At 62.2% G+C, this 15674-nt stretch carries 16 protein-coding genes; 9 read left to right on the top strand and 7 right to left on the bottom strand.

Annotated elements, in window-relative coordinates:
* Positions 1 to 218 precede the first annotated feature (218 nt).
* From EDD77_RS09250 to EDD77_RS09270, 5 genes are all read left to right on the top strand, one after another.
* Positions 219 to 1058: a hypothetical protein gene (locus EDD77_RS09250; protein ID WP_058963517.1), complete on the top strand. Its 840-nt coding sequence runs from the start codon at positions 219 to 221 to the stop codon at positions 1056 to 1058.
* Between the two features lie 2 nt (positions 1059 to 1060).
* The gene (locus tag EDD77_RS09255) at positions 1061 to 2758 is read left to right on the top strand and encodes an ABC transporter ATP-binding protein (protein ID WP_058963516.1); all 1698 of its coding nucleotides are present in this window, start codon (positions 1061 to 1063) and stop codon (positions 2756 to 2758) included.
* 3 nt (positions 2759 to 2761) lie between these two features.
* Positions 2762 to 3589, top strand: a complete 828-nt coding sequence (locus tag EDD77_RS09260) for an energy-coupling factor transporter transmembrane component T family protein (protein WP_058963515.1) — start codon at positions 2762 to 2764, stop codon at positions 3587 to 3589.
* A 35-nt stretch (positions 3590 to 3624) separates the two neighbouring features.
* Positions 3625 to 4425 carry a PHP-associated domain-containing protein gene (locus EDD77_RS09265; RefSeq protein ID WP_242868321.1) on the top strand — a complete coding sequence of 267 codons (801 nt, stop codon included), beginning with the start codon at positions 3625 to 3627 and terminating at the stop codon, positions 4423 to 4425.
* Between the two features lie 155 nt (positions 4426 to 4580).
* On the top strand, positions 4581 to 5405 hold the full coding sequence (locus EDD77_RS09270) for a MurR/RpiR family transcriptional regulator (protein ID WP_058963513.1): 825 nt from the start codon (positions 4581 to 4583) through the stop codon (positions 5403 to 5405).
* A 67-nt stretch (positions 5406 to 5472) separates the two neighbouring features.
* Here the strand turns inward: EDD77_RS09270 and EDD77_RS09275 are convergent, their stop codons facing one another.
* The 6 genes from EDD77_RS09275 to EDD77_RS09300 all read right to left on the bottom strand — a co-directional run bounded on the left by EDD77_RS09275 (position 5473) and on the right by EDD77_RS09300 (position 9987).
* Positions 5473 to 6228, bottom strand: a complete 756-nt coding sequence (locus EDD77_RS09275; protein WP_058963512.1) for an exodeoxyribonuclease III — start codon at positions 6226 to 6228, stop codon at positions 5473 to 5475.
* A gap of 64 nt (positions 6229 to 6292) precedes the next feature.
* Positions 6293 to 7207, bottom strand: coding sequence for a CPBP family intramembrane glutamic endopeptidase (locus tag EDD77_RS09280; RefSeq protein WP_058963511.1), 915 nt, complete (start codon positions 7205 to 7207; stop codon positions 6293 to 6295).
* A 143-nt stretch (positions 7208 to 7350) separates the two neighbouring features.
* A complete protein-coding gene (locus EDD77_RS18080) occupies positions 7351 to 8031 on the bottom strand; it encodes a hypothetical protein (protein ID WP_058963510.1) in 681 nt (226 codons plus the stop codon).
* A 19-nt stretch (positions 8032 to 8050) separates the two neighbouring features.
* The gene (locus EDD77_RS09290; RefSeq protein ID WP_058963509.1) at positions 8051 to 8698 is read right to left on the bottom strand and encodes a hypothetical protein; all 648 of its coding nucleotides are present in this window, start codon (positions 8696 to 8698) and stop codon (positions 8051 to 8053) included.
* Entirely contained in the window at positions 8691 to 9587 is an 897-nt protein-coding gene (locus tag EDD77_RS09295; RefSeq protein WP_058963508.1) for an ATP-binding cassette domain-containing protein, read from the bottom strand. The genes EDD77_RS09290 and EDD77_RS09295 overlap by 8 nt, the downstream gene beginning before the upstream one ends.
* 25 nt (positions 9588 to 9612) lie before the next feature.
* Positions 9613 to 9987: a GntR family transcriptional regulator gene (locus tag EDD77_RS09300; protein ID WP_058963507.1), complete on the bottom strand. Its 375-nt coding sequence runs from the start codon at positions 9985 to 9987 to the stop codon at positions 9613 to 9615.
* A gap of 167 nt (positions 9988 to 10154) precedes the next feature.
* Between EDD77_RS09300 and mutY the strand changes: the two genes are divergently transcribed.
* Complete coding sequence (mutY, locus tag EDD77_RS09305) at positions 10155 to 11207, top strand: A/G-specific adenine glycosylase (RefSeq protein ID WP_058963506.1); 1053 nt, start codon at positions 10155 to 10157, stop codon at positions 11205 to 11207.
* A 129-nt stretch (positions 11208 to 11336) separates the two neighbouring features.
* Positions 11337 to 11549: a hypothetical protein gene (locus tag EDD77_RS09310; protein WP_058963505.1), complete on the top strand. Its 213-nt coding sequence runs from the start codon at positions 11337 to 11339 to the stop codon at positions 11547 to 11549.
* Positions 11550 to 11617: 68 nt separating this feature from the next.
* On the opposite strand, the gene EDD77_RS09315 is transcribed toward EDD77_RS09310, so the two are convergent.
* Positions 11618 to 12637 carry an alpha-hydroxy-acid oxidizing protein gene (locus tag EDD77_RS09315; protein ID WP_058963504.1) on the bottom strand — a complete coding sequence of 340 codons (1020 nt, stop codon included), beginning with the start codon at positions 12635 to 12637 and terminating at the stop codon, positions 11618 to 11620.
* A gap of 174 nt (positions 12638 to 12811) precedes the next feature.
* Between EDD77_RS09315 and EDD77_RS09320 the strand changes: the two genes are divergently transcribed.
* On the top strand, positions 12812 to 14065 hold the full coding sequence (locus EDD77_RS09320; RefSeq protein ID WP_058963503.1) for a murein hydrolase activator EnvC family protein: 1254 nt from the start codon (positions 12812 to 12814) through the stop codon (positions 14063 to 14065).
* A gap of 49 nt (positions 14066 to 14114) precedes the next feature.
* Positions 14115 to 15653 carry a M23 family metallopeptidase gene (locus tag EDD77_RS09325; RefSeq protein WP_058963502.1) on the top strand — a complete coding sequence of 513 codons (1539 nt, stop codon included), beginning with the start codon at positions 14115 to 14117 and terminating at the stop codon, positions 15651 to 15653.
* The last annotated feature ends 21 nt before the right edge of the window (positions 15654 to 15674 follow it).

Below are 15674 nucleotides of genomic sequence, written 5' to 3' on the forward strand. Positions count from 1 at the left end.
ATCCCGCTGCTGCATGCAACCCAAAAACAGCGTTTTCCCTTCTCCTTCCCACCGTTTTGTGGGCAAATGCCCGCAATTTTGTCCAGAAAGAAAATTAACTTGCATTTAACATTTATTTGCAGGAAAAACTTACATTTTCTCTGGTACACTGATGATGCACCCGAAATGCCGGGTGCGGACTGCTTTGAGAACGAGAAGAAAACGGGAGGAATCCATTCATGAACGCATCGCAAAAAACGACTGCCACCCAGTCGCAGAAACTGATGATTTTTGTTTTGACCATGTCGCTCTACGGCCTGGCCACCCTGTTTACCGAGCTGATCCCCAAGTTCCAGATCGGTCTGGTGGAATTCTCGGTGGAATATTTTCTGTTCATCCCCCTCACCCTGGCCATGCTGTTCGACCCGCTGAGCGCGGCGCTGGGCGCTTCCACCGGTGAGCTGGTATTCAGCGAGATCATGCTGGGCCAGTTCGGCGGCCTGGGCGAGCTGGAGAAGTTCATCACCGTTGCCATCGGCGTTTACATCGCCGGCCGTCTGGTGAAGGATCCCCGCAACAAGCTGGCGGTGGGCGCGGCCGCCCTTGCGGGCACCGGCCTGCAGCTGTTCATGGGCGCTGTGGTGGACGTGCTGAAGGTGCAGTTCGCCGTGGAGGATTTTGAGGCCGTGGCCGGCCTGCCCGAAAGCGTATTTGCCACCGAGGGCTTCGCCTTCCTGAACGATTTCCTGTTCAGCGGCATTCTGTTCTGCATGCTGCCCACTCTGTATCTGGTTCCCCGCCTGTACGGCAAGATCGAGCCCCTGCTGGGCATGGCTCCCCGCACTGCGGGCGCAGAAGGCGGCGTAAACCTTCGGGTCGCGGGCATCTGCGTGCTGGGCTTCGTGGTGGCTGTTCTGGCTGAGCTGGCCGCCACCGCCGGCATGGCCCTGATCGACTGGGAGGCCAGCTGGGCTGAAAGCGGCACCGCAATGGCCGCCGGCATGGTGGTTGCCGCCGCGCTGGCTGTGATTGTGCTGCTTGCCCTGAAGAAAAACAGCGAAAGGAACGTGGCTGGCTGATCATGAACGCAGTGGAGATCCAACACCTGACCTACACCTACCCCGGGGCGGAAAAGCCCACCCTGAACAACCTTTCCCTCACTGTGGAGCAGGGCGACTTTCTGGCCATTGTGGGCAACAACGGCTGCGGCAAAAGCACCCTGTGCAAGGTGCTCAACGGCCTGATCCCCCATTTCATCACCGGCCGGTTTGAAGGCCTTGTCACCGTGGACGGGCAGGACACCCTGAGTGCCGATGTGGGCGAACTTGCCCGGAAGGTGGGCTATGTTTATCAGGATTTCGAAAACCAGATCGTTCGCCCCACCGTGTTGGACGACGCCTCCTATTCCTGCCTGAACTACGCCTTCCCCGATTACAAGGATCGGGGAAGGCGCGCTCTGGCCCAGTGCGGGCTGGAGGGGCGCGAGGAGGAATATGTGTGGCAGCTGTCCGGCGGGCAGACCCATCTGCTGGCGCTGGCGGGCGCAGTGTCGCTGCAGCCGGGCATCCTGATTCTGGATGAGCCCATCGCCCAGCTGGATCCCATGCACGCCGACCGCATTTATGAGGTGCTGCGGGATCTGAACCAGAACCACGGCAAGACCATCATCGTGATTGAGCATCACACCGAATACATTGCCGATTACTGCAAAAATGTTCTGCTGTTGAAGGACGGTCAGGTGCAGTGGAAGCTGCCCACTGAAAAGGCCCTTCAGCGGGTGGATGAGCTGGAACACTGCAACATCTTTCCGCCGCAGGTAACCCAGGCGGGCCGACTGCTGCAAAAGCGGGGTCTGCTGGCAGAGGACGCGCCCCTGCCCACCACCGTGGATACCGGAGTCGACTGTTTTTCCGCCTTGCCCTTCCGGCTGCCCGCTCCAGCACCCGCATCTGTGGTGCCGGATGCTCCGCAGGCCGTGGAGTTTGAGAACATTCAGCTGCGTTACCGCTCGGTGAAGGGCGAAGCCCGCACCATTTTTGACGGGCTGAATCTGACCATCCGCCAGGGCGAGCGGGTGGCGCTGATCGGCTCCAACGGAGCGGGCAAGTCCACCCTGATGAAGCTGATGGTGGGCCTGCTGCGCCCCGCCGAGGGCCAGGTAAGCCTGCTGGGCCAGCCGGTGGGCGACCGCCGGGCCGAGGAGCTGGGGCGACTGATCTCACTGGTCTACCAGAACCCGGAGGAAATGTTCATCAAGGACTCCATCCGGGCCGACATCGCCTATGCCATGCAGGTGCGGGGCGTGCCGGACTGGCAGACCCGCTGTGAGGAGCTGCTGGCCCGGTTCCGGCTCACCGAGCTTGCCGACCGGGACGGACGGCTGCTCTCCGGCGGCCAGATGCGCCGGGCCAGCCTTGCCATCGGCGTAGCGCTGAACCCGGCCATTCTGCTGCTGGACGAACCCACCGCCAATCTGGACATCGCCACCCGCCGGGAGATTCTGGGCGTGCTGGAGGAGATGAAGGACGTGATCCACACGGCGGTCATCGCCACCCACGACATGCAGCTGGTCTGCCAGTGGGCGGACCGGATCATCGTATTGTATCAGGGCCAGGTGATTGCCGACGGCCCCCGGGACGAAATCTTTGCCCGGCAGGACGTGATCGACCGGGTGGGCATCCGCCCGCCGGAAATCTTCGCCATGGCCCGCCGGCTGGACCCTGCCGCCCGCTGTTACACCGTGAACGACTTTGTGAACGCCTTCGAGGAGGCCGAATAAACCATGCTGAACAAACTTTCGGAAAATATCCTGGACAAATTCTCCATGGATTTTCTGCGCAATCAGGTTCTGAAAAACGCCTACGGAAACGACGATACCCCCATCGCCGCACTGGATCCCCGGATTCTGCTGGTGTGGTACCTGTTTTTTGGTCTGGTGCCCTGGTTTGTGAACGATCTGCCCTTTCTGCTGGGCTGCTTTGTGCTGGTGACCATCACCACTCTGTTGGCGAAGGTGGCCGGGCTGGTGCTGTTCCTGTTCGGTCTGGGCGTTTTCTCCCAGACCGGCTACCTGTTTCTGGTCACGCTGCTGTTCGGCGGCAACGCCTCCGCCGTGGCCCCGCTGCTGGTGCTCACCCTGAAGGTGGCCACCATCTCGCTGGCATCCATCACGGTGTTTTCCGGCCTGGACCCGGACCGGCTGAGCAACGGCCTGATGTGGTTCGGCTGCCCCGAGCGGCTCAGCTTTTCCATCTCCTACGCCTACCGGATGCTGCCCATGCTCATGGAGGAATTCCAGAACGTGCTGCTCTCGTTCCGGCTGCGGGGCAACCCGCCCGCCCACGAGACCATCTGGGGTAAAATCCGGTATCTTGCCTACCAGATCAAGGTGGTGATCTGGGCCTTCTACCCGCTGATGCTCAATACCGCCAAGCGCTCCCGCACCACGGTGGAGGCGCTGGAGCTGCGGGGCTATCGCTACGCCGCCGTAAACAAAGAGGTGAAAAAGATCAAGCTTTCCACCCTTCAAATCCGCTACGACGACTGGCTGTTTCTGGCGATTTCCGCTTTGTGGGTCTGCCTCACGGTATTTGTCTCCACCCTGCTGTGAGCATTCGATCCGCCGTTTGAAAAAAGGAAGTGTTTTTGTTGCTGTTTGATTTCCACACCCACGGCAAGCTGGCCAAAAAGCTGCCGTTTTCCACCGCCTACACCGACTGGCTGTTCGGTGAGGCCCGCCGGGCCGGGCTGGACGGCCTGTGCCTGACCGAGCATTTCAACACCCTGCAATTTGAGGATCTGTATGGTTATCTGGCTTCGGTGAGCCAGCGCACCGGCGACTGCCTTGTGCTGGAAAACGGCCTGCGGGTCTTTCCCGGCATGGAAACCGACGTGGCCGAGTGCGGCCATATTCTGAGCATCGGGCCCATGGAGGCCATTCTGGAGCTGAATCGCCGCCTTGCCCCCCACAAGGAGCGGGGGCACTTCCCTCCTCTGGCCCAGCTGCTGGATCTGTTTGAGGAATACCCGGTGCTGGTGGGCTGCGGCCATCCCTACCGGGCGCCGGGCCATGTGCCAGAGCAGCCCCTGGAACAGCTGCGCCGCTTTGCATTTCTGGACATGAACGGCAAGGACATGGCCATGGACCCGGAGCGCACCCGTGCGCTGACCACCCAGCTGGGCAAAACGCTGGGCATTCCGGTGGTCTCCGGCAGCGATACCCATCAGGCAGTGCAGTACGGCTGCATCGCCACCCGCTTTGAGCGGGAGTTCACCACCGTGGAGCAGTTGCGTCAGGAAATGAACGCCGGGCGCTACTCCATCGAGCTCAGCGAACAGGCCTCCTTCCTGGTGCGCACTGCCGGTCTTCTCAAGCGTTCGCTCAAGGAGATTCACGCGCTGGGCGGCGACTATGTGGAGGTTCTCACCAGCCAGGCTCCCGTATAAAAATGCCCTCTTCCCCCGTGCCGGGTTTTCACGCCCGGTGCGGGGCTTTTTTACACGCCTTTTCTGGACAGGCCCCGCCCGCCGGGGGTATAATGCAACCAGCGGCCCCTTTCGCCGCATTTTTCTGTATATCAATCGAACGGGGATTCAATGCCATGGAACTGCGCCTTCCCATTCCGCCGGAACAGCTTACCCGGGCGGAACGCTCCATTCTGGATTTCATCAACACCAATACCGACGCCTTTCTGTTTCTGTCCATCGGGCAGCTGGCGGAACGGCTGGGCCTTTCCGAAGCCACCCTTTCCCGCTTTGCCCGCCATGTGGGCTGCCGGGATTTCAAAGCCCTGAAAACGCTGGTTCTGGAACAGGCTGCCGCCGGTCCGGCGGTAAAGCTGGCCGGCACCCTGCAGCGGTCCGGCCGTTTTTCGCCCCGGGACTGGCTGGCCAGCCAGCAGGCCTGTCTGGAAACCACCGCCGCCCAGCTGGACGAAGCGGAATTTGACCGGGCGGTGGCCGCCCTTGCCGGTGCAGGCCGGATCTACATCCACGGCAAAAACGCCTCGGCCAGTCTTGCCCGGCTGCTGCACTTCCGGCTGCGCCGTCTGGGGCTGGACGCCCGGCTGCTGCCCACCTCCGGCTCCGAGCTGCTGGAGGGTCTGGCAGGCGCGGAAAAAGGCGATGTGGCGGTGCTGTTCAGCTTTTCCAAACTCAGCCGGGAGGGCCGCATCCTGCTGGAGCAGAGCCACGCTGCCGGCTACACCACCCTGGCCTTTGTGAGCCGCACCTGCCTGCCGCCGGATCAGGCGGCGGACATCAATCTGTTCGCCTATCGGGGGCCGGAAAAGGAATACCACTCCATGGCCGCCCCCGCCGCACTGGTGGACGGGTTGCTGGTGGCCCTGACCCAGGAACTGGGCCCCCGCGGCGCAGCTGCACTGGAGCGGCTGCAAAAGCTGAAAAAGCAGTATTATCCCGGATAACAGAAAACACCCGGCGGGAAGCAGGCAGGCTCCGCGCCGGGTGTTTTTGTTTTGTGGATTCAAAGGGTCACAGATCAATGATCAGGCCCACCGGGCAGTGGTCGCTGCCCTCGATGTCCGCATAGATCAGGCTGTCCTTCACCTTGTCCATCAGCCGGTTGGACACGATGAAATAATCGATACGCCACCCCGCGTTGTTCTTGCGGGCGTTGAAGCGGTAGCTCCACCAGCTGTACGCGCCGGTTTTATCCGGATAGAGAGCGCGGAAGCTGTCCGAAAAGCCGCTGGCCAGAAGGTTGGTCATCTTTTCCCGCTCCTGATCGGAAAAGCCCGCGTTCCCCCGGTTGGTTTTCGGGTTCTTCAGGTCGATCTCGTTGTGGGCCACGTTCAGATCGCCGCAGTAGATCACCGGCTTTTCCCTGTCCAGCTCCATCAGGTAGGCGCGCAGATCGTCCTCCCACTGCATCCGGTAGTCGATGCGGGCCAGCCCCTCCTGGGCGTTGGGGGTGTAGACGTTCACCAGATAAAACTCCGGGTATTCCAGCGTGATGGCCCGGCCCTCGTGGCTGTGCTCCTCCGGCCCAATGCCGTAGCGCACGCTCAGCGGCGGCTGCTTGCAGTAGCAGGCGGTGCCGGAATAGCCCTTTTTCTCGGCGCTGTAAAAATACTCGGTGTAGCCCTCCGGCTCAAATTCCGCCTGCCCGGGCTGGCACTTGGTCTCCTGCAGGCAGAAGATGTCCGCATCCAGCGCGGCAAAACTCTCGGCAAAGCCCTTTTTCAGCACCGCCCGCAGGCCGTTCACGTTCCAGCTGATGAATTTCATCGCAAGCCCTCCAAAACAGTAACTTTTCCTGATTATACCGAATTTTCCTGCAGTGTGCAAGGGGTCAGGTTCCGCCAAACAGATTGATCACGCACATGGCCACAAAGGCCACAATCCACAGCAGCATGCCCGGGTTGAGCAGCGCCGCCCGCACCGGGTGCTGGGGCAGGCCGGTTGCCGGGCGCACGAACATCCGGCGGCGGAAGTCCCAGAACTGCACAAAGCCCCAGCCCGCCAGCGCCAGAATTCCCGCTCCCAGCAGGGTGTTGATCACCGCGCCCTCGCCCACACCGGTGAGCACACAGCTGCTGAAGAAATTGATGAACAGATGGATCAGCATGCCGTAGAATACGCTGCCGGTGCGGCAGACCAGATACCCCAGCCAGCAGCCCAGCACAAAGGCATAGAAGAACTGCTCCAGATTGCCGTGGAAGCTGCCGAAGAAAAAGGCGGAAAGCAGGACGTAGGGCAACTGACCGAACCGGATCAGCTTGCGGTACAGATACCCCCGGAACACCAGCTCCTCGCCCACCGCCGGCACCAGACTGACCAGAATCAGCGCCGCCCAGGGCGACATCTCTTCCACCGTGCTGTTCAGGCTGTTTCCCTGCAGGCCGGTCAGGGTGCGCAGCAGCATCAGGGCCAGATTGGTGACCAGGCTGGCCGCCATACATCCGGCATAGCCCACCGCCGCCGCCCGGGCAAAGGTGAAGGGGCGCAGCGCCCGTTTGGGACGCAGCGGCATTGCTGCGTTGTCTGGCAGAAAATGGCCCACGGCCAGCAGCACCGGCAGCCCCAGACCATAAATACTTATATCATTCAGGAGCATCAGCAGATCGGTGGTCACCCGGTTCGTGGTCCACACCGCCGCCATGGTCATCAGGCTGCACCCGATCAGGCTGACCAGCGTCATGCCGGTGAATCCCAGCCCCAGCAGACCCACCGCTACGGCAAATTCGTTTTGTTTTTTCTGCGGCATGTAACCGCCTCCTTTGCTGCGGAGCTGCTTTTTCCCTTCGCTCCACTTGGAATAACCCCAGTGTACCATACCATCTGCCCAAACGCCAGAGCGGGATGCACCAAAATCCGGTGCATCCCGCTCTTTTCATCAATTTTTCCTGTTTACAGCTCCCGCACCGTCCAGCGCAGCAGCCGCCGCACCGACCATGCCGTCCAGCCCAGCAGCAGCACCGCCGCAAGGGCCAGCACCGCCCACAGAGCGGCCGGGCTGGTTTTATACAATTTGATCAGCGAATTGGGCGAAAAGCAGATCAGCAACCACAATACCCAGACGATCCAGAAGCCTCTGGAGCCAAGGGTATTCACCGTGGCCGCCACGCACATGCCCAGCAGCACCGGAGCAAGCAGGATCAGCAGCCAGACCGGCACGGGCAGCATCGCCAGACCGTCCATGTCCAGCACAATGCCCCGGGGCGCATAGGCCAGCCGGTAGATCAGATGGCTCACTCCGTCCAGCACAAAAAGCAGCACAGCGCTTGCCAGCGCACCGCCCAGATGCCAGCCGGCGCAGCGCAGCACCTGCTGGCGGCGGGCTCCGCCCAGGGCCACCCCCAGCGTGAACGCCCGGTTCAACCGCTGAAAACCGGTGAACGCGCTTACAAAAGCCAGCAGGATCAGGCAGATCATGGCGGAAAAAATCACCGTGGTTTTTTCGCCGGTCACCGCCAGCGCCACCGCCGTGACGGTCTCGATCAGCAGCCAGAACACGGCCACCGCAGCCAGCTGCCAGTCCAGCCCGCTGCCGTAGAGCAGCCACTGGTTTTTCCATCGGTCCTTCTTCATTGTGTGTCCGCTCCTTTCCTCACAGCAGATTCACCTGAGCGGTGCGGCACTGGCGATACAGCCCGAAGCTGGCCACCCCGCCCACCGCAAGGCTCACGCCGCAGATAACCCACAGGATGGTATCCATACCGAAGAACGAGAAAATTATATGGGCAACCATGGCAGCCATGTATCCCAGATACAGCACGATCACCAGCCCCCAGCCGAAAATCCGCCAGCCGGTTTTCTGCACCAGCGACAGCCAGCTGCCCATGGCCCCCATGGCCCACAGCAGCAGAAACAGCGCCAGCCCGGAAAGTCCCCGTGCCGGCAGAGTCAGCGAAAGCCCGGTTTCCTCCGGCGTAAAAACCGACGCGCCCCAGTCCAGCAACGCCTGCATGGGCAGGCAGACCAGTGCCTGCGCCGCAATGGCCAGCTCCATGGTGCTCCAAAGACTTTTGCGCACCGCGCCCATCGCGAGACCGATGTTCACCAGACTGCGCACCAGCGAGGAACTGAGGATCGGGCTTATGATAAAGAACATCATGATGCCGCCCCGGAGATAGTTGGAGAACAGGGATTCCGGCCCGAAGAGCGCCGTACTCACCAGGCAGAACACCACAAACCCGAAAAGCACGCCCAATCCAGTGGCGGAGTACCGCCAGAAGGCTTTGATGTTGTTAACCATCCTGCACCTCCCCGTGGCCGCACAGGGCCACAAACACCTTTTGCAGGTTCAGCGGGGTCACATCCACATCCCGGCCGCTTACCGCCTGTGCCAGCTCATTTTCGCCGCAGCGCACCGTCACCGCCTTGTGGCGGCCCATCCGCTCGGTGGAGAGCACCGTCAGGCCCTGCGCGGCAGCATCCACTTCATCCTCCCGGCCGCTGATCAGGTGGAACTGGGCCACCAGCTCCTCGGTGGGAGCCTTTTCCACAATGCGGCCTTCGTCCAGAATGATGACCTCCTCAAACACGGCGGCTGCTTCTTCAATAATATGGGTGGATACCACAAAGGTGCGCCCGGTCTCGGCGTAGTCCTCCAGCAGCAGCTTGTAGAACAGCTCCCGGGCCATCACATCCAGACCGGCCACCGGCTCATCCAGCAGGGTGATCGGTGCCCGGCTGGCCAGCGCCACCACGATGGTGACCATGCTCAGCATACCCTTGGACAGCTTGTTGATCCGCTTGTTCTCCTCCAGCCCGAACCGCTGCGCCAGCCGGTGGGCGTAGTCATCGTCCCAGTTTTTGTAGTAGATCGAGGCAATGCGGAAATAATCCTTCACCTTCAAACCCGCGGCCACGCTGTTCGGCGCGCCGGAAAACTCCCGGGAAAAGCACAGCTGCTGCAGCGCCGCCGGGTTTTCCCACACGGGCTGGCCGCCGCAGGTGATCTGGCCGCCGTCCGCCGCCAGCTGGGCGGTGAGCAGGGCCAGCAGAGTGGTCTTGCCTGCGCCGTTGCGGCCAATCAGACCGTAGATGCGGCCCGGCTCAATGGTCAGCTCCAGATTTTTCAGCACTTCCTTGGTTCCAAAACTCTTATTCAGGCCCACGGCCTTCAATGCCATCTGTTCCATACTCGCTTTCCTCCCCGGCCCTTCTTTACTGGGCCTCGCTGTAAGCCCGGCGGATCATGCCGGCCAGTTCCTCCTCGCCCAGGCCCAGGCTTTTCGCCTCTCTGGCCAGGGCGGTCACATACTGCTGGTAAAAGGCGGCCCGGCGCTTTTTTTGCACCAGCGCCACCGCTCCATCGGCCACAAACATGCCGATGCCCCGTTTTTTATACAGCACTCCGTCGTCCACCAGCAGGTTGATGCCCTTGGCCGCCGTGGCCGGGTTGATGCTGTACTGCCGTGCCAGCTCGTTGGTGCTGGGCACCTGCTCGCCCTCCTGATAGATGCCCCGCAGGATGCTGTCCTCCAGCATTTTTGCAATCTGCAGATAGATGGAACTTTGATCATTCAGGGTTCCATTCACAGCCTCGGCCTCCTTTCCGCCTTCTTGTTCATTGGTTCATTACTTGTGTAACTAACTATATCACCTGTGGGATATTTTGTCAAGCGCGCCCGGCCTCAAAACAGTTTCGCAAACGGCACTCGGCGTGGTATACTACCCAGAGACCATCCAAAAGGAGAACAACGCCAATGCCCACCCTTTCCCCCATCGCGCCGGATCTGCTGGCCTGGTTTTCAAAGAACGCCCGCACCCTGCCCTTCCGGCAGGACCCCACCCCCTACCACATCTGGGTCAGCGAGATTATGCTGCAGCAGACGCGGGTGGCCGCCGCGCTGGAATACTACGACCGCTGGATGAAGGCCCTGCCCACCATCCGGGATCTGGCGGAATGCGACGAGGAAAAGCTGCACAAGCTGTGGGAGGGCCTTGGGTATTACAGCCGGGTGCGCAACCTGCAAAAGGCCGCCCGCATTGTGTGCGAGGAGTACGGCGGCCAGCTGCCCGCCGACCACAAAAAGCTGCTGGCGCTGCCCGGCATCGGCGACTACACCGCCGGGGCCATCGGGTCCATTGCCTTCCATCTGCCGGTGCCCGCTGTGGACGGCAACGTGCTGCGGGTGTTCAGCCGCCTGTACAACGATGACCGGGACATCGCCGACCCCAAAACCAAAAAGGCCTACACCCAGTGGGTGATGGAGCACCAGCCGCCGGATGCTCCCGGCCCCTACAACGAAGCCCTGATGGAGCTGGGGGCACTGGTCTGCCTGCCCAACGGCGAGCCGCTGTGCGATCTCTGCCCGCTGGCTCATCTGTGCCGGGCCCGGCAGGCCGGCACCCAGAACACCCTGCCGGTGAAAAAGGCTGCCAAGGCCCGGCGGGTGCAGCCGATCACTGTTCTGCTGGTGAAAAGCCAGGCGGGCTGGCTGCTCCAGCGCCGCCCGGACTCCGGCCTGCTGGCCGGGCTGTGGCAGCCGGCGCTGTTTGAAGAGTCCATTCCCTGGGCCGAGGCGGCCGCCCGGCTGGAGGCCCTGGGCATTCCTGTGCGGCAGGGCAGCGCCCTCAAGCCCGCCAAGCACATTTTCAGCCACATCGAGTGGCGCATGAACGGCTGGCAGGCCGAAGCCGATGCCTGCCCTCTGCCCCCGGGCTATGTGTGGGCAGACCGGGCGGCACTGACGCAGCAGTACACCCTGCCCGGCGCTTTCAAGGCCTACCGGCCGCTGCTGGAGGAAACGGTCTGACCCGCCGATTTTCGGCCATGTTCACAAAATCGTATTGTATTCCACCGCCCGGCGGGATATAATAAACCTATATTCAACGAATTCCGGCCCGGGCCGTTTTGCCCGGCCATTATCAAGGAGGAATTGATTATGAAGCATTCTACCTTTGTTGCCGTTCTGCTGTTCCTTGCCAGCGCCGTGGGTGCGCTGACTGCTGCCTGGCTGTACATCCGCCGCCGGGAAAAGGAGCTGGACGAGTACGAGCAGCTGCTGTTCAGCGAGGACTTTGACGACGAGCCCGCCAGCGCCGAAGAGGACGTGGACGCCGCCGACGAAGTTCAGGAGCCCGTGGACGAGGCCTGATCCAACCAAATGCACAAAAATGCCGCCGGGGAAATTCCCCGGCGGCATTTTTTCGTTTGTTTTCCGGCTTACTCCTGCCAGAGCAGCTCCGGTCCAATCTCGGCCAGGCTGTGCACACCGCACATGGCCATGGTATCCTGCAATTCGCTTTTCAGCTTGTTGGTAAGCAGCGCCACGCCCTCGGCCCCGCCGCCGTATACGGCGGTCACATAGGGGCGGGCCAGCAGCACCGCATCCGCGCCCAGCGCCAGCGCCCGGAACACGTCCAGCCCGCTGCGGATGCCGCCGTCCACCAGAACCATCATGCGGCCCTTCACCGCTTTGGCAATGGCGGGCAGCACCTGTGCCGTGGCGGGCACGCCGTCCTGCACGCGGCCGCCGTGGTTGGAAACCACAATGCCCGCGGCCCCGGCTTCCAGCGCCTTCTCGGCGCCCTTTACCGTCATGATCCCCTTCAGAATAAAGGGCACGCCCGCGTAATCGATGATCTCCCGCAGCTCCTCCACGGTCTTGGGGCCGGCGGGCGGGTTCAGCCCCTTCAAAAAGGGCAGGCCGGCGGCGTCAATATCCATGGCGAACACCTTCGCGCCCGCGGCCTTGGCCTCATCCAGCTTGGCAAACAGGGTCTGGCGATCCCAGGGCTTTACGGTGGGCACGCCCCGGCCCCCGGCTGCGCCAATGGCAGCGGCAGCGGCGCGGAACACCTCCGGGTCGGTGCCGTCACCGGTGAAAGCGGCAATGCCCGCTTCGACGCAGGCGGGAACCAGAATCCGGTTGTATTCCTCGTCGGTGAACTTGTCGCCGTAGTGCAGCTTCACCGCACCCACCGGCGCAGCCAGCACCGGCAGCTCACAGGTCTGGCCGAAGAAGTCGAACCGGGTGTCCACAGGCTTATTGTCGCAGATGGTATCCATATTCACGCAGATCTTCTGCCAGGCCGCATAGTTGGCGGCGGCCATGGTGCCGGTGCCCTTCGCGCCGGGGCCGGGCATGGTTGCGCCACAGGCCCTGCCGTCGCACACCGGGCACACCTTACAGTAGGGGCCGCTGCAGGTGCGGGCAGCGGCGAGCATTTCCTGATAGGTCATGGTTTCATTCCTCCCTTTGCTGCTTTTGATTCTAGCCCCGCTGTGCACACTGTGTCAAGCGGTGCGTTCCCGGTATCATTTTTTACTGTGCATCGCCTGCAAATATGGTATAATGGTAAATATTATGGGGAGTTGTGCCCCATTTTACCGACTGCCTGAAAAGGAGGCCGCTGGATGAAACGATTGTTCCTGTGGCTGCTCATGGTCGTTCTGTTCACCGGGGCGATTGTTGGAGGCAGCCTCGCCTTTTTGTATTACCACATCACCGAAGAAGACCTGCCCGAAAAGGCCATCACCCTGGCCGGTCAGACGCTGGACGAACCGGTGGGCTACCAGTGGACGGTGCCCATTCTGGGTGGAATGGTCTGGCGGGAGCTGGATCTGAGCCCCGGCTCCGCCATCCAGACACTGGACGAGCCCATTACCACCGCCAGCGCCGAACTGGTACTGGCCGAGGGCATGACCGAAAGCGCCACCACCCTGCTGCTGCAAAGCAGCGAGGGCGAAACCCTGTTCGAGGGCGGAGCCGACCAGTGGAAGGACTACACCTTCCCGCAGGATGGTGTGTACCTGCTCACCATCCGTGCCGGCTGTGAGGACACCGGCCAGCGCCCGGGCAAAGCCTACGGCTGGTATCAGTATCAGTGCCGCTTCACCGTAAGTGCCGCGGCCAGCGTCACCCTTTCCAGCGAATCGGTGCGCCAGGGCGACACGGCCGCCATCTATGTGGGTGGCCTTCTGGGTCAGCAGTCCGACCCGCCGGTGGCCGACACCGACCTGGGCCAGGTCTGGTTTGCACCGGTAAGCGGCGGCTGGATCGGCTACCTGGGCATCCCCTACAACGCCCCCGGCGGCGACCACACCATCACGGTGGAGGTGGGCGGCGAAGCCCTGACCGCCACCCTCACAGTGGGGGCCAGCCAGTACACCACCACGACCTTGAGCGGCGGCGACGCCACTGCCGAGGCCAATGCCCAGTTCCGGAATAAAATCTACGGCTTTTACACCCAGGGCACCAATGAAAAGCTGTGGACCGGGCGGTTCTCGCCTCCGGTGCAGGGCAACATATTCCAGCCCTACGGCGCATATCTTATTGCAGCCGACGGCTCCCGGGCGGGACAAGCCGCCAACCTTACCTATGTGACCACACCGGGCTACGAGGTCATCGCCCCGGCCCCCGGCAAGGTACTGCTGACCGAAAACCTGCTGCTCACCGGGAATACGCTGGTGATCGACCACGGCTGCGGTGTGAAGAGCTATCTGTATCACCTGCAGGATCTGAATGTTTCCGTGGGTTCCATTGTGGCGCAGGATCAGGTGATCGGTCACGCGGAAAACACCCTGATCTGGGAGGTCAGGGTGGGCAACAAGAGCGTGGACCCCGCCAAGCTGACGCAAACCACAGGCGGGCTGTTCTTCCAGCCCTGAATCCGCCGCGCACTGCGCGGCCCAAAACCTTTGATGTGAGGTGGAATCATTGAACAAAGACACAAAGCAGCCGGCGGACGGCGCTCTTCAGCCCGACGAACAGGAAACCGGCGAGCAGCAGACCGCCAATTCCCCTGCCGTGCAGGAGGAATCCTCCGCCCGGCCGGAAGGCACGGAAGCCGACGCAGGCGAAGCGGACGGTTCGGACGAGGACGAATACGAAGAAGAGCTGTATGAGGAGGAAGACTGGGAGGACGAGGACGAGGATGCCCCCCTCAGCCTTGGCGCACGCCTGTTCAGCGCCTCCACCTCCCTTTTGCGGTGGATCGTGCTGGTGGCGGTGCTGCTGGCTCTGATTCTGGGCGGCACCTTCTTCAGCATGTACCGGAGCGTGAGCCTGAACAGCCTGCCCCAGTACGATGTGAGCTGGGCGGGCCAGACGCTGGAAGCCGCCGGCTACGACTGGTCGGTTCCGGTGATGGGCTTTCTGCACCGGGATTTTTCCAAAAAGCCGGGCAGCAGCTGGCAGGATCTGGAGCCGGTGAGCGAGAGCCACCCGTCGCTGGAGCTGCCGGAATACACCACCGCCCTTCTGACCATTGAAAACGAGGTAGGTGAAACCCTGTTTGAGGGCGACACAACTGCCTACAACGAATTTCATTTCAGCGAGAACGGCGCCTATTCCGTCACCCTCACGGTCACCTCGCCGGAAACCACCGGCGCCGCGCAGGGCTCCTACACCTATCAGTTCAACTTCCAGCTGGAGGCCCAGCCCCGGCTGGTGCTCTCTGCCACCGGCGTGGCCCAGGGCAGCGTGATCGGCGTGCGGCTGGAGGGCGTTCTGGGCGACATGGTCCCCTCGCTGACTACCGAACTGGCCGAGCTTCCCTTCACCCTGTATCAGGGCGAGTGGGGGGCCTTTGTGCCGGTGGACTACAACCAGATGGCCGGCAGCTACGACATCAGCGCCACTGTGAACGGCCAGACCGTTACCGAAACCGTGCAGGTCTACGGGCGGCAGCGCCGTGAACTGGACACCTATACCATCGACGGCACCTCTGCCATTCCCTATGTGGGCGCACTGCCCGGCAACATGGATTTTCTGTGGGGGATCAATGACCCGGACATCTACTGGGACGGCCCCTTTATCCAGCCGGTGCAGGGCAAGATCCTGCGGGATTACGCGGTACTGGAATACACCGACCGTCTGGACCCCACCGACCCGCTGAACGCGGCCATCCCGCTGGATCAGATCGCAGCCTACAACGCCAACATCGCCCCCCGGCGCAGCATTAACGTGACGCTGGAGACCACCTCCGGCAGCGCTGTGGTAGCTCCCGCCGCCGGCCGGGTGGTTTACGCCCAGACCAATGGCAGCCTGGGCCGTGTGGTGGTGATCGAGCACGGCTGCGGTGTGAAGAGCCTGTTCTATCTGCTGGGCCGCCGGGATGTGGACGAGGGCGACTTCGTGACCCAGGGCCAGCAGATCGGCACCACCCAGGGCCATGTGATCTGCGAAATGCGCGTGGGCGATATTCCGGTGAACCCCTGGGATGCCTGGCGCGGAGCCGGCGGACTGTTCTTCTGATCCGCCAATTCTGACCAAGGA

This window comes from Allofournierella massiliensis (assembly GCF_004345265.1).
Taxonomy (GTDB): domain Bacteria; phylum Bacillota; class Clostridia; order Oscillospirales; family Ruminococcaceae; genus Allofournierella; species Allofournierella massiliensis.